Below are 19,017 nucleotides of genomic sequence, written 5' to 3'. Positions count from 1 at the left end.
TCGGCTAAGCTCTTCTTCAGCATGGCGCGAGACGAGCGCAGCATCACCAATCGTTCACCAGTTCCCTTAAGCCGATACTGTCGCGTCCTCAGGCATAGTCCAGCAACAGAACGGAAGAGCCCGAACAACAACAGGGCCTTCAGGGAGACTGGACAGTGGGACGACAGACCGGAGCCGGCGCTCTTACGCGCGCCGGAACGGGATCGGCCGACCGGCTCGATCCCTTCGCGCTTCCCGTGCGCTTCGCGGCGCCCGACGCCGCGGCGGACGGAGGAGAGCGGCGCGTGACGCTGGAGAGCGGGCGCGTGCTGGTGGACAGGATGGTGCGGAGCATGACGATGCGGATTGCGGTTCCTCTCGTGCAGTTCTCGGGCGTCGCGATCCGTCTCGCGCCGGGCGAGACTTCGGAGACCGACCGCGTCGAGGTCGTGCTCGCCCATCGCGACCGCGCGCTCGACGTGCCGCTCGCTACCGAGCCGATGGATGGCGACGGCCTCGCGGAATGGCGCTCCTGGGGCCGCTCGCTCAACCTGCCGCTGCTGATCGAGGAGCTCGACGGCCTCCGCCGGACGCCGACCGAGACGCTCGGCGCGATCGGCGTCGGTCGCCCGCGGGCGCGCCGCCGTTACGCCCTGCTGAAGGGCCGCCGAACCCGCTTTCAGGCCAAGCGCCGCACAGGCAAGCTGTCGGCCGCGACGCCCGTTCATCGTGGCGAGCGCGAGATCATCGCGCGGGATTGAGCGGACGCAGGCGACGCTCAGAGCCGCGTGAAGAACCACACGCCGAGCGCGACCACGATCGCGAGCGCGATCCAGAGCCTGAGGCTGGCCTGGGCGAGCACGAAGCGTTTGTGCTCGGGCGGCAGCGGATCCTTGATGGCGGGTTCGGTCATGGCGCTCCCCTCACAGCCTGAGCAGCGCGTCGGCGGCGAAGCCGATGAAGACCAGCGCGCCCGCGTCGCGATTCGACTTGAACAGTTTGAGACATAAAGCGGCGTCGGCGATATCGAGCTTTTTCACTTGGGCGCCGCAATGCGCGGCGAAAGCGACGACGCCGATCCAGGAGAGCGCTCCGCCGCCGGCGAGCGCAGTCGCAACGCCGAGCAGGGCGACAGCGCCGAGATAAAAGCCGGCAAGGATCGGCCGCGTCCGTTCGCCGAACAGCAGCGCCGTGGAGCCGACGCCGACGAGGGCGTCGTCCTCCTTGTCCTGATGCGCGTAGATCGTGTCGTAGCCGATGATCCAGAGAAACGCCGCGGCGAACAATGCGAGCGGCGCTGAATCGAGCCGGCCGAAGATCGCCGCCCATCCCATCAGCGCGCCCCAGCCGAAGCAGATCCCGAGCATCGCCTGCGGCCACCAGGTGATGCGCTTCATGAAGGGATAGAGCGCGACCGGGGCAATCGAGAAGATACCGACCAGGATCGCGAAGCCCGGCAGCGAGACGAGCACGGTGAGGCCGACCAGAAGCTGGACCGCCAGGAAGATCGCCGCTCCCTTTGCCGTGACCTGGCCCGAGGGCAGGGGACGCGAACGGGTGCGCGCCACCTTGGCGTCGATGTCGCGGTCGACGAGGTCGTTATAGGTGCAGCCCGCGCCGCGCATCGCGACCGCGCCGATCGCGAGCAGGATCAGCAGGATCGGATCCGGATAGCGCGCGTCGGATGCGACGGCTGCCAGCGCCACCGACCATGCGCATGGCCAGAACAGCAGCCACGCCCCGATCGGCCGGTCCGCCCGCGCAAGCCGCAGGAACGGCCGCCAGGAGGCGGGCGCAGTTGCGTCGACCCAGTTCGTCGGGGTCGCGTCGGCGACGGGGGAGTGGGCTGCGGCGTCCGGCATGGTCGAGAAGCGACGGCATCGCGGCGCTTGGGTCAAGGGCTCGGCGTTTGGGGAGAACGCCCGGGACGTTCTATGACGCGACGACAAATCCGCCCGGAGCCCGCATGGCCGCCTACGACTTCGCCTCCACGCGCCTGTTCGTTGAGGACGCTCTCAGCGAGGGCGCAGAGATCGCGCTCGCCGACCAGCCCGCCAACTATGTCCGCAACGTCATGCGGATGAAGGAGGGCGACGGGCTCCTCCTGTTCAACGGGCAGGACGGCGAATGGGGCGCGCGGCTGAGCGAGGTCGCCAAGAAGCGCGTCGTTCTCACCGTCGAGGAGAAAACACGGGAGCAGACGCCGCAGCCGACGCTGCGCTACCTGTTCGCGCCGCTGAAGCATGCGCGGCTCGACTACATGGTGCAGAAGGCGGTCGAGATGGGGGCCGGGCGGCTGTCGCCGGTCATCACCCGCCGGACGCAGGCGAGCCGCGTCAATGTCGATCGCATGCGCGCCAACGTCGTCGAGGCGGCCGAACAGTGCGGCATCCTCTCGATCCCGGAGATCGACGATCCGGAACAGCTCTCCAGAACGATCGACTCCTGGCCGGCGGACTTAGCCCTGATCTTCTGCGACGAGGAGGGGGGCGATCCGGCAGCCGCGCTCTCCAGCCTCAAGGGGCGGCCGCTCGGCGTCCTGATTGGTCCCGAAGGCGGCTTCGACGATGCTGAGCGCGCGATGCTGCTGCGGGTTCCGTCGGTCGTTCGGCTGTCGCTCGGGCCGCGGATCCTGCGGGCCGACACGGCCGCGGTCGCGGCGCTCGCGGTGGCGCAATCGATCGCTGGCGACTGGTGACGTCGCGACCTTATGCACCACTTGTTAACCATAGGCGCCCAAGCTTCTCCGCGGAGCAGCTGGATACCGCTCCCGCGTCCCTCGTAGGTTGCGTTGCCGAAATATCGCAGTAGGGCGGCATCCCTGCCGAGGTTTGCGAATTGGCGTCACAAGCCGCCGTCGGGCGGCGTATAGCGGTGCTGGAGCCGTCGACACGCGACGGCGTTCTAATTCGGGTTGCGAACGCCAACGATGTCGACAGGCCTGTTCTCCGCCGGCGCGCGCGAAGCCGCCAAGAAATTTGCGCGCGGCGTGGCGATCGTCGCTCTTCCCGTGCTTCTCGCGGCCTGCGCCGCCAACCAGCCGGCCCCGACGGCCTCGCCCGCAACGCCGATGGCGTTCGCGCCCGCGCCGGTGCCGTCAGGTCCGACCTTCACGGCCGATTCGTCAGACCAGGTCCGCTACAGCGACAAGGTCAGCGCCGATGAGCCCTATCCGGTCCGCTCGATCAACCTCCAGAAGGTCGACCCGCAGTTCCTGAAGCAGACGGTTCCGAACACGACCGGCGAGGCCGCCGGCACGATCGTGATCGATCCGCACGAGCGTCACCTCTACCTCGTCCAGAGCGACGGCACCGCGATCCGCTACGGCGTCGGCGTCGGGCGGGAAGGCTTCGCCTGGAGCGGCACGGCCTATGTCCGCCGCAAGCTGGAATGGCCCGATTGGCACCCGCCTGCAGAGATGGTGGCGCGCGATCCGCACGCCCGGCCCTATGCCGACGGTATGCCCGGCGGCCCGAACAACCCGCTCGGCGCGCGCTCCATGGCGCTCTGGCAGGGCAACAAGGACACGCTGTTCCGCATCCACGGCACGATCGAGCCCTATTCCATCGGCAAGGCCGTATCCTCGGGTTGCATCCGCATGATGAACCAGGACGTGATCGACCTCTATTCCCGCGTGCCGCTCGGCACCAAGGTGGTCGTGCGCTCCTGAACCGTTCCGGACCCGCCTCGGGGGAGAGCGGGTCCATCGTCGGGCGTCTTCGGACGCCCGCCAGTCGTCGGCCGGATCTGTGCTCAATGCGCGGATTCGGCCGAGACTCCTTCTGAACCCAGAGAACGGATTTCCCTGATGTCGGACGCCAAAGCCAAAGCCGCTCTCGCGGGCGTAAGCCGTCGACTCCTCCTGGGCGCCATGCCGCTCGCGCTCGCCGGCTGCGCCGGCGGCCTGCCGAGCCTCGACATGGGCGATCTGTTCGACGGCGGAAGCGGTTTCGACTACGACCGCATCTACAGCGCCAAGCCGGAGGAGGAGCACCCGTTGCCTGCGCTGCCCTGGCGCTCGCTGGAATCCACCGTGCTGCGCCGCAAGGTCGAAGATCCGACTGGTGAGCGGCCGGGCACGATCGTCGTCGACACCTACAAGAAGCATCTCTACTTCGTGCAGCGCGGCGGGCAGGCGGTGCGCTACGGCATCGGCGTCGGCAAGGAAGGCTTCGAGTGGCAGGGCAAGGCGACGATCGCCCGCAAGGCCAAGTGGCCGACCTGGACGCCGACGCCCGAGATGCTCCAGCGCGACCCCAAGCTGAACGGCCCGTGGGCCGGCGGCATGCCGGGGGGCCTCCAGAACCCGCTCGGCGCGCGCGCGATGTACCTCTACCAGAACGGCCGCGACTCCTCTTATCGGATCCACGGCACAACCGAGCCGCGCTCGATCGGCAAAGCGATGTCGTCGGGCTGCATCCGCATGTTCAACCATGACGTCGCCGACCTCTACGAGCGCGCGGATGTCGGGGCGCAGGTGCTGATCCTGTCGTAAGGAATGGAGCGTCGCTCCGATCGAGGCTGGTCATCTCAGCCAGCGGAGCGAGAGCCGGGATCGTCTTCAGGAAAAAGCGCCGCGTCCGGCGCGTCATCCCGGCTCGGCCTTCGGCCGTCCGGGATGATGGCGGCATAGGGCAACACGCCCCCACTTTACGCCTCCCCGCCAACCGCATACCTGTCCGCAGCCTTCGCGCCCCTCAGGAGCCTTCATGGCCCGCGACCAGACCGACGCCCAGCCCATCTCCTCCAAGGACGAACTCGTAGGCTGGATCGCCGAGGGCTGCCGCCCAGAATCCGAATTCCGCATCGGCACCGAGCACGAGAAATTCCCGTTCCGCCTGAAGGATTACTCGCCCGTCGCCTATGACGGCCCGCACGGCATCCGCGCGCTGCTGGAGGGCATGCGCGGCCTGCTCGGCTGGGAGCCGATCATGGAGGGCGAGACGATCATCGGCCTCTACGACGTCACGGGAGGCGGGGCGATCAGCCTCGAGCCGGGAGGTCAGTTCGAGCTCTCCGGAGCGCCGCTCGAGACGATCCACCAGACCTGTTCGGAACTGCACGCTCATCTCGCCCAAGTCCGCGAGATCGCCCAGCCGCTCGGCCTCGGCTTCCTCGGGCTGGGCTCGAGCCCGAAATGGACGCTGGCGGAGACGCCGGTGATGCCCAAGGGCCGCTACGACATCATGACCCGCTACATGCCGAAGGTCGGCTCGCGCGGGCTGGACATGATGTACCGGACCTCGACTGTGCAGGTGAACCTCGACTTCTCGAGCGAGGCGGACATGGTCAAGAAGCTCCGCGTCGGCCTCGCCCTGCAGCCGATCGCGACGGCGCTTTTCGCAAACTCCCCCTTCACCGAAGGGCGCCCCAACGGCTTCCTGTCGATGCGTTCGGAGATCTGGCGCGACACCGACAACAACCGCGCCGGCATGCTGCCCTTCGCCTTCGAGGCGGGCATGAGCTTCGAGCGTTACGTCGACTACGCGCTCGACGTGCCGATGTATTTCGTGAAGCGCGGCGACCGATACCACGACGTCGCGGGCGCCTCGTTCCGCGACCTGCTCGCCGGTAAGCTGGAGGCGCTGCCGGGCGAGCGCGCGACGGTTTCCGACTGGGCGAACCACCTGTCGACGATCTTCCCCGAAGTCCGGCTCAAGCGCTTCCTCGAAATGCGCGGCGCGGATTCGGGTCCGACCAGCCGCATCTGCGCGCTGCCGTCTTTCTGGGTCGGGCTCTATTACAACCAAGCGAGCCTGGACGCGGCCTGGGACCTCGTGAAGGGCTGGTCGGCCGAGGAGCGCCAGCGCTTGCGCGACGCGGTCCCGCGCGAGGGACTCGCCGCCCGCATTGGCAATCGCACCGCGCTCGATGTGGCGCGCGACGCGCTGGCGCTGTCGTCGGCTGGTCTCGAAGCGCGCGACCGGAAGAACAGTTTTGGGGATGACGAGCGCATCCACCTCGCCCCGATCGTGCGGGTCGCGGAGGAGGGGAAGAGCCTCGCCGAGACTCTGCTGGAGAAGTTTAACGGACCGTGGGGTCGATCGGTCGAGCCGGCGTTCGAGGAGCTGGCGTACTAGGCTTCAGGCCTTACCCGTCGCCCGCGCGAGCGCGGCTTCAGGCCCGGAATAGGGCTCTTGGCGCTCCACGCTCCAGTAGCGGAGCTCGTCGAGGGGGATGCGGTCGCCGGTGACCGCGCAGCGGACGTAGCCGCCGGGCCGGATGACGCGGAAGTCGGCGTCGAGATAGCGAAGTTCCGCCTCTTCGGCCGAGGGCGGGCGCTCGTAACGGTTCATGGGTCTGGTCGCTCCGATCCTCGCCCATATAGGCGACGGATCGGCACGAGGCCAAGACACGATCTGAAGCAAGACACGATCTGAACCAAGTCACGATCGGCGCGGGGCGTCGACCGCTGGGGGCGTGCAGGCGCGTTACGAGAACAGCGCGTCCACGTCGTTCTGGTCGATCGCGACGCCCTTGGCCTGTGGGCCGTTGAGCAGCAGCTCACGAGCGCGCCGCTCGCGTTCGCTTTCTTCCGCTGCGGCTTCGCCCTTGGTCTGCACGGCGGCGGCGAAGCGGCCGATCCGGTTCTCGATGTTCTCGAGCGTCTCGACGACGCGGGCGATGCGCTGGCCGGTGATGTCCTGGAACGAGCAGGCCTCGAAGATCGACATGACCTTGTCGTTGACGAGCGCCTTGTAGGTGGCCTCGTCCTCGCCTTCCGCGGCGAGCATCGCCTCGGCGGCCTCCATGATCGAGTTGGTGGCCTCCTCGGTGGCCATCACGATCGCGCCGAGATGCTCGCCCGCCTTCGGGATGCGGTCGGTCTTGAGTTCGCCCGCCCGAAGCTGGGTGATCTCGTTGCGCATGTTGGTGATGTAGTCCGCGATCTCGCGCAGCTCGCTGTAGATCGACCGATCGATCGACTCGAAGAAAGCCTGCATCGAGTCGGCCGTGATCTCGGCGAGAGCCACCACGTCGGTGAACGACGTGTGCTCGCCCTTGCCGTCCACATAGGCGCGGACGCGATCGAAGGGCTGCCGCATCGCCTCTTCGGAGCTTGCGGTTTTCTTCATGCCCCGAACACCGATTCGATTTTCGTCTTCAGGGTCGCCGCGTTGAACGGCTTGACGATGTAGTTGTTCACGCCCGCCTTCTTGGCGAGGATGACGTTCTCGGTCTTGGATTCTGCCGTCACCATGATGAAGGGCGTGCGCTGCAGCGCCTCGTCGCCGCGCACTTCGCGCAGCAGCTCGATGCCGGTCATCGGCTCCATGTTCCAGTCGGAAATGACGAGGCCGTAGCTCTTCTCGCGCATCTTGCCGAGCGCCTGCGAGCCGTCGCTGGCCTCGTCCACATCCTCGAAGCCGATCTGCTTCAGCAGGTTGCGGATGATACGCAGCATCGTGCTGTAGTCGTCCACGATCAGGACGGGCATCGCGGTGTTCAGGGCCATCGTCCAAGGCTCCAAAGTCGGTCATGGCGCGAGGCCGCCGTGAAGGCGCGCGCTCGCTGGTTGCAAGGGGTTTGACGGCCCTTTGATCGAGACCTTACCGCCACATGGTTGCGATTCCGTTGCCGAGCAGAGGCGGTTTTCGTCCGACAAAAGGCGCGTTGCGCTGCAACAAGGACGCCCCCAGAGTGCCGGCGTCCTGAAACGGCCCGAAAAGACCGCATGCCGATGACCGCCGCGCTCCAGCCGCTGGACGACGACAAGGCGACCGCGCCCCAGACCGCCTTCGAGGATCTCGAAGTCGGGCAGTCCGCCGAGATCCGCCACGAGGTCTCGGAAGAGGGCGTGAGGAACTTTGCGCTGCTGACGGGCGACACCAACCCGATCCATCTTTCCGAGGCCTACGCCGCGAACACGCGCTTCGGCGGCCGCATCGCACACGGGCTCTACACCGCGAGCCTGATCTCGGCCGTGCTCGGCACGCGGCTTCCGGGGCCGGGCGCCGTGTATCTGTCGCAGACCATCAAATTCCGAGCGCCGGTCCGGCTCGGCGACGTGGTTGTGGCTCAGGTCGAGATCACCTCGCTCGATCCCGGCCGCCAGCGCGCGACCTTCTTCTGCACCTGCTCGGTGGGCGACAAGGTGGTGCTCGACGGCGAGGCGCAGGTGATGGTGCCGAGCCGCGACGAGATCGACGCCGAACTGGCGTAAAGGAGAGCGGCGTCGTGCTGCGTGCTTCGAGACGGGCCTGCGGCTCTTCTCCGCATGAGGACCGTTAGAGAAACGCACGCGTTCCTCATGCTGAGGAGCCGCCCGCAAGGCGGCGTCTCTAAGCACGCAGGGAGCAGCCGTGGCCTGAGCCTTGACGCCCGCACTGCTCGCGGGCCATCTCGGCGCCGCGTACCGATCCCGGCGGCAGACATTGCTTCTCATCGATCCCGCAGAGCTTCCCGCCGATCTCCGTGACGGCCATGTCGTCGTCGGCAATTTCGACGGCGTGCATCGCGGCCACGCCGCAGTGCTGAAGCAGGCCGCCGAGCCCGCTCACGCCGCCGGCCGCCCGGTAGTCGCGCTCACCTTCGAGCCGCACCCACGCACCTTCTTCCAGCCGGACAGGCCGCTGTTCCGCCTGACGGACCGGGACGAGAAAGCCCGCATGCTCGCGCGCGCAGGCGTGGATGCGACCGTCGTTCTGACCTTCGACGCCGGTCTCGCCGCGATCGAGGCCGAGGATTTCGTGGCCGATGTGCTGGCCCGGCGGCTCGCGGCCCACACCGCGGTCGTCGGCTGGGATTTTCATTTCGGCCGCAACCGGCGCGGCTCGCCGGCCTTCCTTGCCGAGGCCGGCCCGCGTCACGGCATGTGGGTCGAGATCACGCCGCCCTATGGGGGGGCGACGCCGGTCTCGTCCAGCGCGATCCGCGACCGGCTGGCGGAAGGCGATGTCGCGGGCGCCAACCGCCTGCTCGGGCGCCGCTGGATCGTCTCCGGCGACGTGATCCATGGCGACAAGCGCGGTCGCGAACTCGGCTTTCCGACAGCGAACGTGGCGCTGGCGCCCGAGACGCGCCTCGCGCACGGCATCTACGCCGTCCGCGCGCTGGTCGACGACGAGATCGTCGATGGCGTCGCGAATTTCGGCCGCCGCCCGCAATTCATGGAAGACGGCGCGCCGCTGTTCGAGCCTTATCTGCTCGACTTTGCAGGCGATCTCTACGGCAGGCGGCTGCGCTTCGAGATCGTCGCGTTCCTACGCCCGGAAGCGAAGTTCGACCGCGTCGACGCGCTGATCGCGCAGATGGCCCGGGACGTCGAGGCCGCGCGCGCGGCGCTCAAGCTTCCGGAAGACTCGCTCGCGCCGAGCGCGCTCGTCTGAAGCCCTTTCAGCGCAGACAGTCGTTCCGGCGCTCCTCGCGCTGGATCTCCGCGATCTTTTGGCGGTCGCGGGCGGAGAGCGGCACGTCCTCCAGACTGTCGTACTGACAGTCGGAATTGTCGAACGCTTCCCTGCCGCGGGCCGTCTTGAAGCAATAACCGGCGTCGTCGTAGATCGCGTTCCGCTCGCCCCAGAGTTCGTCGCACGGGAACTCGGCGTAAGCCGGGGCCGCAAACAGCGGCAGGGCGAGAAGAGCGAAGAACAGACGGGCCATCGTGGCGGTTCCGGTTTCGGGCGCTGACAGGCTGCCGGAGAACCGCCTCGCGCGATAGCGGACGCAAGTCGCACGAAGCTGACCATTCGCAGGATCGTCAAGGCGCGGACGGCGGGCGCCTGCGCCCATTCACTTGTCAGAAGGCGCCACCCTGCTAAACCGCTCCGCCTGACGAACGAGACCGAACGCGGCGGACCTATGCCTTCAGACGCAACCACGCGCGACTATTCCGGAACCCTCTTCCTGCCGAAGACGGAGTTTCCGATGCGCGCAGGTCTTCCCCAGCGCGAGCCGGAGTTCCTTGAGCGCTGGGCGAGGATCGGCCTCTACGAGCGCCTGCGCTCCTCTTCCGCCGGCCGCCGGAAATACGTGCTGCATGACGGGCCGCCTTACGCCAATGGTCATCTCCACATCGGCCACGCGCTGAACAAGGTGCTGAAGGACGTCGTCGTCCGCACCCGGCAGATGGCGGGCTTTGACGCGAACTACGTGCCGGGCTGGGACTGCCACGGCCTGCCGATCGAGTGGAAAGTCGAGGAGGGTTATCGCGCCAAGGGCCTGAACAAGGACGAGGTCGACGTCATCGAGTTCCGCAAGGAATGCCGGGACTACGCCGCGAACTGGATCGGCGTGCAGTCGGAAGAATTCCAGCGCCTCGGCGTCACCGGCGATTGGGCGGACCCTTACACGACGATGAAGTTCTCGGCCGAGGCGCAGATCGCCCGCGAGATCATGACCTTCGCGAAGACCGGGCAGCTCTATCGCGGCTCGAAGCCGATCATGTGGTCGGTGGTCGAGAAGACGGCGCTCGCGGAAGCCGAGATCGAATATCACGAGTTCCAGAGCGACACGGTGTTTGTGGCGTTCCCGCTCGACGCGCTAGAGGGCGCTTCCGTCGTCATCTGGACGACCACGCCTTGGACGCTGCCGGGCAATCGCGCGATCGCTTACTCGCCGAAGATCGCCTACGGCGTCTACGAAGTGACCGAAGCAGCCGACGACAATTGGGCCAAGGTCGGCCAGCGCTTCATGCTCGCAGACGCCTTGGCGGAAGGCGTGTTCAAAGCTGCCAAAGTTCTTGGTTACCAGAAACTTAAAAGCGTCTCCGCGTCCGATCTGCAAGGACTGGTCGCGGCTCATCCTCTGCATGAACTTGGCTACGAGTTCGTCGTCCCTCTCCTCGCTGGCGACCACGTCACCGACGACGCCGGCACGGGCTTCGTGCACACCGCGCCGGGACACGGTCGCGAGGACTTCGATCTCTGGATCAACAGCAGGGCGGCGCTGGAAGCTGCCGGCATCTCGCCGAAAATCCCCTACACCGTCGACGCGGAAGGCTTCCTCACCAAGGACGCGCCCGGCTTCACCGGGCGCTCGGTGATCACCGACAAGGGCGACAAGGGCGACGCCAATCAGGCTGTGATCGAGGCGCTGGTCGCGGCCGGGCGTCTCGTCGCGCGCGGGCGGCTGCGGCATCAATATCCGCATTCCTGGCGCTCGAAGAAGCCGGTGATCTTCCGCAACACGCCGCAGTGGTTCATCCACATGGACCAGGACATCGCGGGCCCGGCCGACACGCTGCGCTCGCGCGCGCTGGCGGCGATCGAGGCGACCGAGTTCCATCCGCCGCAGGGCAAGAACCGCCTCAGGGGCATGATCGAGAGCCGGCCGGATTGGGTGGTCTCGCGCCAGCGCGCCTGGGGCGTGCCGATCTGCGTATTCGTGCACAAGGAGAGCGGCGAGATCCTGCGGGACGACCGCGTCGACGCTCGGATCGCGGAGGCGTTCGAGGCGGAGGGCGCCGACGCCTGGTTCGCCAATGACGGCAGTCGTTTCCTTGGAAATGACTATGCGACCAGCGAATACGAGAAGGTGCCGGACATCCTCGACGTCTGGTTCGACAGCGGGTCGACGCACTCTTACGTGCTCGACCGCAGGCCCGACCTTTCTCCAAAGCGCGTCGTCGACGGCGGCGAGGATTTCGTCCTCTACCTCGAAGGCTCAGACCAGCACCGTGGCTGGTTCCACTCGTCGCTGCTGGAAAGCTGCGGAACGCGCGGCCGCGCGCCCTACGACGCGCTGTTGACTCACGGCTTCGTGCTCGACGAGCAGGGCCGCAAGATGTCGAAGTCTATCGGCAACGTCGTCGCGCCGCAGGACATCATCAAGCAGTCCGGCGCCGACATCCTGCGGCTCTGGGTCGTGATGTCGGACTACGAGGACGACCTGCGCATCGGGCAGGAAATCCTCAAGACCACGACGGACGCCTACCGCAAGCTGCGCAACACGCTGCGCTGGATGCTCGGCGCGCTCGCGCATTTCGACGGCGCGGTCGCGATCGAAGACATGCCGGAGCTCGAGCGCTTCATGCTGCACCGGCTGGCCGAGGTCGATCTCGAGATCGAGGCGGCCTACGAGGCGTTCGACTTCAAGCGCGGCTTCGCGAGCCTGTTCACCTTCCTCACCAACGATCTGTCGGCGTTCTACTTCGACGTCCGCAAGGACGCGCTCTATTGCGATCCCGCGTCGTCGCTGACGCGCCGGGCGTGTCTCACGGTCGTCGACTGCCTGTTCCGCACGCTGGTGACGCGGCTCGCGCCGCTGCTGCCGTTCACCGCGGAGGAGACCTGGCTGTCACGCTTCCCGTCCGAGGATGGCTCGGTCCATCTCGAGCCTTTCGCGCTGGCGCACCAGGACTGGCGCGACGAACCGCTGGCCCAGAAATGGGAGAAGATCCGCCGCGTCCGCCGTGTAGTCACGGGCGCGCTCGAGATCGAACGCGCGGCCAAGCGCATCGGCTCGTCCCTGGAAGCCGCGCCGGTCGTTTACATCGAGGATCGCGAGCTGCTCCATATGCTCGACGACGTCGACCTTGCGGAGATCGCGATCACCAGCGCGATTTCGGTCGAAGGCGGGGAGGGGCCTGAAGAGGCGTTCCGCATGGCGGAGATCCCCGGCGTCGCGGTGGTCCCGGCGCTCGCCAAAGGCCGCAAGTGCGCGCGCTCGTGGAAGGTCTCGCCCGAGGTCGGAAGTGATGCCGAATGGCCCGACCTGACGCCGCGCGACGCGCAGGCCATGCGCGAGTGGGAAGCCGCGCGGGAGAAGGCCGCGTGAGGGAGACATCGTCATCCCGGCCGAGGCATGAGCCGAGAGCCGGGATCGTCATCAGGATCGAGCGCTTTTTGCTGCGTGCGATCCCGGCTCTCCGCGGCTTCGCCGCTGCGGCCGGGATGACGGCTGCTCGATGATCCCCGTCGCCCGACGCGCGTTCCTGCTGGCGACCCTGGTCTTCATCCTCGATCAGGCGATCAAGCTGTGGATGCTTTATCCCTTTGCCCTTGGCGACAAGGGCCGGGTGCCGGTGCTGCCGGTGTTCGATCTCGTGCTGATCTGGAACACCGGCGTCAGCTACGGCCTGCTGCAGCAGGAGAGCGAGTTCGGCCGCTGGGCGCTGGTCGCGCTCCACATCGTCGCCTCGGCCTTCATCGCCTGGTGGATCTTTCGCGAGCACGACCGTCCGTCATCGATCGGGCTCGCGCTGATCCTCGGCGGGGCGGTCGGCAACGGCCTTGACCGGATCGTGTTCGGCGCGGTCGTCGACTACGCGCTCCTGCACTGGGGGCCGGTGACCTGGTACGTGTTCAATCTCGCAGACGCCGCCATCGTTGCGGGCGTTCTGCTGCTTCTGTATGGTGCGCTCCGCGGCCAGAGGCCCGAACGCGAGGCGCCGTGATACAGCCCGCGACGCTCTCAGTCCGCGACAAGGAGCAGTCCGCCATGCGCCAGATGACCACTTGCCTCGCATCGGCCGCGATCGCGTTTAGCGCCGCAGCCGTTTCGACGCCCGCCCTCGCCGCCGACGATATGGGCTCGAACCCCATCACCGAGTTCTTCGACAGCCTCGGCATGGGCGACAAGGAAAAGCCCGAGATCGACTATCGTGAGCGGGCCGCCCTCGTGCCCCCGTCGACGACCGCGCAGCTTCCGCCGCCGGCTCAGAACGGCGCGCGTTCCGACGCGTGGCCGAAGGACTACGACGTCATGATGCGCGAGCAGAAGAAGGCGAAGGCCGAAGAACTGCCGACGGAGACGTACAACTACCGCATGGACAGGAATTCGCGGCTGACGCCGGCGGAGATGTCGGCCGGTCGCAGGTCCGGCGGCAACGCGGGCGCGGTGACCGAAGCGGACGGTACGGTGAGGGACAACGATATCTCGCGGATGTCGCCGGGCGAGCTGAAGAGCCAGCGTCTCAACAAGGGCGCTGTGGCCGCCGCCGAAGCCGGTCCGGTGGGCTCACGCTCACGGCTCAGCGACCCGCCTCCGGGCTATCTCGCCGGCAACGGCGTGCAAGCGCAGGTGCGGACGGAGCAGAAGCCCTGGTACAGCCGCATGTTCGGCAACTGATCGGCGCAACCGCTCTTCCGCGCACGCGTGGCGACCCCTATCTGACGTGACGTTTGGCGCGCCCGACCTTCGGGCGCCAGGATGACGAGGACTTCTCAAGATCATGGCGACAGCAGCGCCCGCCGGCGCGTCGACCGGCCTCAAGCCGTCACAGGCCGCGGAGGCCGGCCGCAGCGCAGGCCCGGAGGTTTCGACCTTCACGCTGAACAACGGGCTGCAGGTCGTCGTCATCCCCGACAGGCGCACGCCGGTCGTCACCCACATGATCTGGTACAAGGTCGGCTCGGCGGACGAGGCGCGCGGCGTCTCGGGCATCGCTCACTTCCTCGAACACCTGATGTTCAAGGGCACGGCGAAGAATCCCGCCGGGGCCTTCTCTCACGCCGTCGCCGAGCTCGGCGGCCAGGAGAACGCCTTCACCTCCTACGACTACACCGCCTATTTCCAGCGTGTCGCGCGCGAGCACCTCCAGACCGTGATGGCCTTCGAGGCCGACCGGATGGAGGGGTTGCAGCTTACCGACGACGTCGTCGATCCCGAGCGCGACGTGATCCTCGAGGAGCGCCGCTCGCGCGTCGACGGCGATCCGAGCGCGCAGCTTGGTGAAGCGGTCGCGGCCTCGCTGTTCGTGAACCATCCTTACGGCACGCCGATCATCGGCTGGGAGCACGAGATCGAGAAGCTCGACCGCCACGACGCGATCGCCTTCTACGACCGCTTCTACACCCCCAACAACGCCATCCTCGTGGTCGCCGGCGACGTGTCCCCCGAGGACGTGCGCGAGGCGGCGGAAGAGACCTATGGCCGGATCGCCCGCCGCGCTGATCCCGGTCCGCGCGCCCGTCCGCGCGAGCCGGAGCCGCGCGCGGCCCGCCGCGTCGAGCTCGCCGATCCCCGCGTGAACCAGCCGGCGATTCAGCGGAACTGGCTGGCGCCCTCTTATGAGACGGCGAAGGGCGACCGCGCCTATGCGCTCGATCTGCTGGCGCAGATCCTCGGCGGCGGCGTGACCGCGCGGGTCTACAAATCGCTGGTCGTGGACAAGGGCATCGCTGCGAATGCAGGCTCCTGGTACCACGGCGACGCGCTCGACGACGGCCGGTTTGCGATCTACGCGACGCCGCGCGCCGGCGTTCCCTTAAGCGAACTCGAAGCCGCGATCGACGAGGTGATCGCAGAGATCGCAGCCGACGGTCCGGCCGCGGGCGAACTCGATCGCGCCAAGACGCGGCTGGTCGCCGACACCATCTATGCGCAGGACAGCCAGGCTACGCTCGCGCGCATCTACGGCGCGTCGCTTGCGACCGGCGGCACGATCGACGAGGTCCAGGAATGGCCCTCGCGGATCCGCGCCGTGACCGCCGAGGCGGTGCGTGACGCGGCCCGCGAGGTGCTGGATCGGCGGCGCTCGGTGACGGGCGAACTGCTGCCGGCGGCGGCTTGATGTTGGCGCTTCGGGGTCGACCAGAATAGTCGTCATTGCCGGCTAGACCCGGCAATCTGTCGCTCTGGCTCAAGAGCGACGGGCCGAAGAGATGGGTGCCCCGGATCGGATCCGGGCATAACGGCGGTTGGGCTCTTTCGCGCCGGCCAGTTTCTCAGTTTCGAAAGCTCGTTCCTTCCCATGACCACCACCGCCTCCTGTACGACCGACATCCAGCGCGTCCGGACCGTGCTCGGGGCCGAAGCGTGGCTTGTCGAGGAGAACACCGTCCCCGTCATCGCCGTCGAGATCGCGATCCCCGGCGGGGCGGCGCAGGACCCGGCGGACAAAGGCGGTCTCGTCGCGCTGATGGCGACGTTGCTCGACGAAGGCGCGGGCGAGATGCGCGCCGACGCCTTCCAGGAGCGGCTGGAGGAGACCGCGATCGAGCTGTCCTTCGGCTCCAGCCGCGACGGCGTGACCGCCAGCCTGAGGACGCTGCCCGAGAATCTGGACGAGGCGTTTCGTATGCTCGGCGCGGCGCTGACGCGCCCGCGGTTCGACGATGATGCGGTAGAGCGTATGAAAGGGCAGATCTCCGCCCAGCTTCGGCGCGACGCGATGGATCCGGATGACCTCGCAGGCCGCGCCTTCTTCGCCGAAGCCTTTCCGAACCATCCTTACGGTCGTCCGACCCGCGGCACGGTGGAGAGCCTTGGCCGTGTGACGCGTGACGACTTGGTCGGCGCCCATCGGCGGCTGTTCGCGCGCGACAATCTCGTGATCGGCGCCGTCGGCGCCATCTCGGCCGATCGTCTGGCTACTCTCGTCGACCAGTTGCTCGCAGGAATGCCGGAGAAGGCCGAGCTCCAGCCGATCCCGACCGTGTCCCCCGCGGGCGTCGGTCGCACTGTCGCGCTTACCCTCGATGTGCCGCAGAGCGCGGTGGTCTTCGGGCGCGCCGGGCCGCTCCGCAAGGACGATGACTTCATCGCGGCCTATGTCGTCAACCACGTGCTCGGCGGCGGCTCGTTCTCGTCGCGGCTGTTTACCGAAGTGCGCGAGAAGCGCGGCCTAGCCTATTCCGTCTACAGCTATTTATCGCCTTACGACCACGCCGGTCTGGTGCTCGGCGGCGTTGCGACACGCAACGATCGGGCAGGGCTGGCGATCGACCTCATCCAGTCCGAAATCGCCCGCATCGCCGAAGACGGGCCGACGGAAAAGGAGCTCGTCAGCGCGAAGAAGTATCTCGTCGGCTCCTATGCGCTCCGCTTCGACACCTCGACCAAGATCGCCAACCAGCTGGTGCAGCTCCAGCTCGACGATTTGGGGATCGACTACATCGATCGCCGGAACGCGCTTGTGGAGGCGGTGACGCCCGAACAGGTCAAGGCCGCCGCGAAGACGCTGTTTGGCGCCGGCGAATTGCTGGTGATCGCGGTCGGCAAGCCCGAAGGTCTAAAGAACGCCGAGGTTCGCCCCGCGGCTTGAAGGCTTCTTATCTCTCCCCTGGGACGGGGAGGGGTAAGGCTCTCAGAACAGCACGAAGATCAGGCCCGACAGGGCGAAGCCCATGACGCTGATCAGCGTCTCGAGCACCGTCCAGGTCTTGAGCGTGGTCTTCAGGTCCATCTCGTAGAAGCGGCCGACCAGCCAGAACCCGGAATCGTTGACGTGGCTCGCGATCACCGAGCCCGAAGCCAGCGCGAGGATGATCGCGGCGCGATCCACCCCGACGTAGCCCGCGGCTTCGACCGCCGGCTGGACGAGGCTCGCCGCCGTGATCAGCGCCACAGTCGCCGAGCCCTGCGCGATGCGTAATGCCGCGGCGATCAGGTAGCCCGCGATGAAGATGTGCAGGCCCATATTGTCGAGGGTGTGAGAGAGGGCGTTCCCGATCCCGCTCGCCCGCAGGACGCCGCCGAACATGCCGCCGGCGCCGGTGATGAGCACGATCGCGCAGATCGGCCCGAGCGAGGAGTTCAGCAGGCTCTCGATCTCCACGCCGGGCCGCCCGCGCCGTACTCCCAGCACGTAAGAGCCGACGAGCACGGCGACGAGCAGCGCGACCGGCGTCTGCCCGAGCCCGCGGGCGATCAGGAACCATTGCGCCTTGCGGTCGACGACGCCGGCGGCGCCGAGGAAGTCGAGCCCCGTATTCACGAAGATGATGACGAGCGGCAGCAGCAGGAGCCAGATCACGGTCGAGGACTTCGGCGGGTTCTCGACGCGCTCGACCTGTTTGCCGCCGGTCAGGATTTCCGGGACCTTCACCGCGATGCGCCGGCCGATCCACAGGCCGAACAGATAGCTCGTGACGTACCAGGTCGGGATCGCGATCAGGAGGCCGAGCAAAGTGACGAGGCCGATGTCGCCCTTGAGCAGTTCGGTCGCGGCGACAGGCCCGGGATGCGGCGCGACGAAGACGTGCATGACCGAGAACGCGCCCGCCGCGGGGATGCCGTAGCGCAGCAGGCCGCCGCCGAGGCGCTTGGCGACCGAGAAGATGATCGGCAGCATCACGACGAGGCCGGCGTCGAAGAAGATCGGGAAGCCGAAGATCAACGAGGCGACGCCGAGCGCGAGCGGGGCGCGTTTCTCGCCGAACAGCCGGATCAGATCGTCAGCGAGCGATTGTGCGCCGCCGGACATTTCGACCAGCCGTCCCAGCATGGCACCGAGGCCGACAAGCAGCGCCACGCTGCCGAGTGTGGTTCCGAAGCCTTCGAGCAGCGTCGGCACCACCTTCTCCGGCGCGATGCCGGCGGCGAAGGCCGTCAGGAGGCTGACGAGGATCAGCGCGACGAAGGCGTGGACCTTGAAGCGCATGATGAGGACGAGGAGCGCGGCGATCGCGATCGCCGCGATGATCAGCAGCGGTGCGGTGGAGAGAGCGGGGGCCGAGTTCGCGGCGTTCATGCGGGTGGCGCCTTCGAGAAGGGATAAGCGAACGAGTTCAGTTCTGCGCTGCCGCCGGCGCTTCGGCGGCTCGGTCCGCGAGGCCGAGCGCACGAAGCGCGGCCTCGACGATCTCGTCCGGCGTCAGTTCCACGGAGACGCGCGTCCCGTTCTCGTCGCCTCCGAGCGGCTCCAGGGTCTGGAACTGGGAGGTGAGCAGCGAGGGCGGCATGTAGTGGCCGGTGCGGCGCGACAGCCGGTCCTCGATAAGCGCCGGGTCGGCCGTCAACTCCAGGAAGCGGACGGAGCTTCCGGCCTCGCGCAGCACGTCGCGATAGCTGCGCTTGAGCGCCGAGCAGGTCACCACGGCGTCGCGGCCCTTGCCCTGCTCGCCGCTGATCCAGTCGCGGAGAAGCCGCAGCCACGGCCAGCGATCGTCGTCTTCGAGCGGAATGCCCTTGGACATCTTGTCGATGTTCGCTTGTGGGTGGAATTCGTCGGCCTCGGCGAAATCCCAGCCGAGGCGCGTCGCAAGCATTTTAGCGATCGTCGTTTTCCCGACGCCCGACGGGCCCATGACGACGATGCAGATCCCATTCCCCGTGCTTTCGGGCACTCTAACGCTCCCTCATGCGGTCTGCCGTATGAAACGGTTCCGTCGGTCGCTTTGCGTTTGGCGCGGCATCTTCAAGAAAGAAGGCCGC

Annotated in this window: 20 protein-coding genes; 12 read left to right on the top strand and 8 right to left on the bottom strand. The window is 67.4% G+C overall.

The annotated features are described in order from the left end of the window. Positions 1 to 155: 155 nt before the first annotated feature. Complete coding sequence (locus EYR15_RS02365; protein WP_131001261.1) at positions 156 to 740, top strand: DUF6101 family protein; 585 nt, start codon at positions 156 to 158, stop codon at positions 738 to 740. 17 nt (positions 741 to 757) lie between these two features. On the opposite strand, the gene EYR15_RS17265 is transcribed toward EYR15_RS02365, so the two are convergent. Both EYR15_RS17265 and ubiA read right to left on the bottom strand, forming a co-directional pair. Further along, positions 758 to 892 (bottom strand): hypothetical protein, encoded by a 135-nt coding sequence (locus tag EYR15_RS17265; RefSeq protein ID WP_280986912.1) that lies wholly within the window; start codon positions 890 to 892, stop codon positions 758 to 760. 10 nt (positions 893 to 902) lie between these two features. Further along, the gene (ubiA, locus tag EYR15_RS02360; protein WP_131001260.1) at positions 903 to 1,841 is read right to left on the bottom strand and encodes a 4-hydroxybenzoate octaprenyltransferase; all 939 of its coding nucleotides are present in this window, start codon (positions 1,839 to 1,841) and stop codon (positions 903 to 905) included. A gap of 104 nt (positions 1,842 to 1,945) precedes the next feature. Here ubiA and EYR15_RS02355 point away from each other — a divergent pair, with 104 nt between their 5' ends. The 4 genes from EYR15_RS02355 to EYR15_RS02340 all read left to right on the top strand — a co-directional run bounded on the left by EYR15_RS02355 (position 1,946) and on the right by EYR15_RS02340 (position 6,059). Then, a complete protein-coding gene (locus EYR15_RS02355; RefSeq protein WP_131001259.1) occupies positions 1,946 to 2,677 on the top strand; it encodes a 16S rRNA (uracil(1498)-N(3))-methyltransferase in 732 nt (243 codons plus the stop codon). A 231-nt stretch (positions 2,678 to 2,908) separates the two neighbouring features. Beyond that, the gene (locus EYR15_RS02350; protein WP_131001258.1) at positions 2,909 to 3,649 is read left to right on the top strand and encodes a L,D-transpeptidase; all 741 of its coding nucleotides are present in this window, start codon (positions 2,909 to 2,911) and stop codon (positions 3,647 to 3,649) included. Positions 3,650 to 3,787: 138 nt separating this feature from the next. Next, positions 3,788 to 4,474, top strand: a complete 687-nt coding sequence (locus EYR15_RS02345; RefSeq protein ID WP_245498104.1) for a L,D-transpeptidase — start codon at positions 3,788 to 3,790, stop codon at positions 4,472 to 4,474. A gap of 214 nt (positions 4,475 to 4,688) precedes the next feature. After that, a complete protein-coding gene (locus EYR15_RS02340; protein WP_131001257.1) occupies positions 4,689 to 6,059 on the top strand; it encodes a glutamate--cysteine ligase in 1,371 nt (456 codons plus the stop codon). A 3-nt stretch (positions 6,060 to 6,062) separates the two neighbouring features. On the opposite strand, the gene EYR15_RS02335 is transcribed toward EYR15_RS02340, so the two are convergent. The 3 genes from EYR15_RS02335 to EYR15_RS02325 all read right to left on the bottom strand — a co-directional run bounded on the left by EYR15_RS02335 (position 6,063) and on the right by EYR15_RS02325 (position 7,435). Next, positions 6,063 to 6,275, bottom strand: coding sequence for a DUF2093 domain-containing protein (locus tag EYR15_RS02335; protein WP_131001256.1), 213 nt, complete (start codon positions 6,273 to 6,275; stop codon positions 6,063 to 6,065). Positions 6,276 to 6,410: 135 nt separating this feature from the next. Next, positions 6,411 to 7,055, bottom strand: a complete 645-nt coding sequence (locus EYR15_RS02330) for a protein phosphatase CheZ (protein ID WP_131001255.1) — start codon at positions 7,053 to 7,055, stop codon at positions 6,411 to 6,413. Continuing rightward, a complete protein-coding gene (locus EYR15_RS02325; protein ID WP_131001254.1) occupies positions 7,052 to 7,435 on the bottom strand; it encodes a response regulator in 384 nt (127 codons plus the stop codon). The genes EYR15_RS02330 and EYR15_RS02325 overlap by 4 nt, the downstream gene beginning before the upstream one ends. A 225-nt stretch (positions 7,436 to 7,660) precedes the next feature. On the opposite strand from EYR15_RS02325, the gene EYR15_RS02320 reads away from it, so the two are divergent. Together EYR15_RS02320 and EYR15_RS02315 are read left to right on the top strand one after the other, a co-directional pair. After that, complete coding sequence (locus EYR15_RS02320) at positions 7,661 to 8,143, top strand: MaoC family dehydratase (protein WP_131001597.1); 483 nt, start codon at positions 7,661 to 7,663, stop codon at positions 8,141 to 8,143. Positions 8,144 to 8,354: 211 nt separating this feature from the next. After that, positions 8,355 to 9,308 (top strand): bifunctional riboflavin kinase/FAD synthetase, encoded by a 954-nt coding sequence (locus tag EYR15_RS02315; protein ID WP_165455401.1) that lies wholly within the window; start codon positions 8,355 to 8,357, stop codon positions 9,306 to 9,308. A 7-nt stretch (positions 9,309 to 9,315) separates the two neighbouring features. Here the strand turns inward: EYR15_RS02315 and EYR15_RS02310 are convergent, their stop codons facing one another. Next, positions 9,316 to 9,582, bottom strand: a complete 267-nt coding sequence (locus tag EYR15_RS02310; RefSeq protein ID WP_131001253.1) for a YARHG domain-containing protein — start codon at positions 9,580 to 9,582, stop codon at positions 9,316 to 9,318. A gap of 198 nt (positions 9,583 to 9,780) precedes the next feature. On the opposite strand from EYR15_RS02310, the gene ileS reads away from it, so the two are divergent. From ileS to EYR15_RS02285, 5 genes are all read left to right on the top strand, one after another. Next, positions 9,781 to 12,696 carry an isoleucine--tRNA ligase gene (gene ileS / locus EYR15_RS02305; protein WP_131001252.1) on the top strand — a complete coding sequence of 972 codons (2,916 nt, stop codon included), beginning with the start codon at positions 9,781 to 9,783 and terminating at the stop codon, positions 12,694 to 12,696. A gap of 130 nt (positions 12,697 to 12,826) precedes the next feature. After that, positions 12,827 to 13,315, top strand: coding sequence for a signal peptidase II (lspA, locus tag EYR15_RS02300; protein WP_131001251.1), 489 nt, complete (start codon positions 12,827 to 12,829; stop codon positions 13,313 to 13,315). Between the two features lie 44 nt (positions 13,316 to 13,359). Then, on the top strand, positions 13,360 to 13,989 hold the full coding sequence (locus EYR15_RS02295; RefSeq protein WP_131001250.1) for a hypothetical protein: 630 nt from the start codon (positions 13,360 to 13,362) through the stop codon (positions 13,987 to 13,989). 103 nt (positions 13,990 to 14,092) lie between these two features. After that, entirely contained in the window at positions 14,093 to 15,433 is a 1,341-nt protein-coding gene (locus tag EYR15_RS02290) for a M16 family metallopeptidase (RefSeq protein ID WP_131001249.1), read from the top strand. A 180-nt stretch (positions 15,434 to 15,613) separates the two neighbouring features. After that, positions 15,614 to 16,906 carry a M16 family metallopeptidase gene (locus EYR15_RS02285; protein WP_131001248.1) on the top strand — a complete coding sequence of 431 codons (1,293 nt, stop codon included), beginning with the start codon at positions 15,614 to 15,616 and terminating at the stop codon, positions 16,904 to 16,906. A gap of 42 nt (positions 16,907 to 16,948) precedes the next feature. Here the strand turns inward: EYR15_RS02285 and EYR15_RS02280 are convergent, their stop codons facing one another. Both EYR15_RS02280 and EYR15_RS02275 read right to left on the bottom strand, forming a co-directional pair. Further along, complete coding sequence (locus EYR15_RS02280) at positions 16,949 to 18,334, bottom strand: GntP family permease (RefSeq protein ID WP_131001247.1); 1,386 nt, start codon at positions 18,332 to 18,334, stop codon at positions 16,949 to 16,951. A gap of 37 nt (positions 18,335 to 18,371) precedes the next feature. Then, on the bottom strand, positions 18,372 to 18,929 hold the full coding sequence (locus EYR15_RS02275) for a gluconokinase (protein WP_245498103.1): 558 nt from the start codon (positions 18,927 to 18,929) through the stop codon (positions 18,372 to 18,374). Positions 18,930 to 19,017: the final 88 nt, after the last annotated feature.

Origin of the sequence: Hansschlegelia quercus, assembly GCF_004310425.1 — a bacterium.
Classification (GTDB): Bacteria; Pseudomonadota; Alphaproteobacteria; order Rhizobiales; family Methylopilaceae; genus Methylopila; species Methylopila quercus.
The sequence above is the reverse complement of the archived record's forward strand: the minus strand, read 5'-3'. Positions and strand labels throughout refer to the sequence as shown.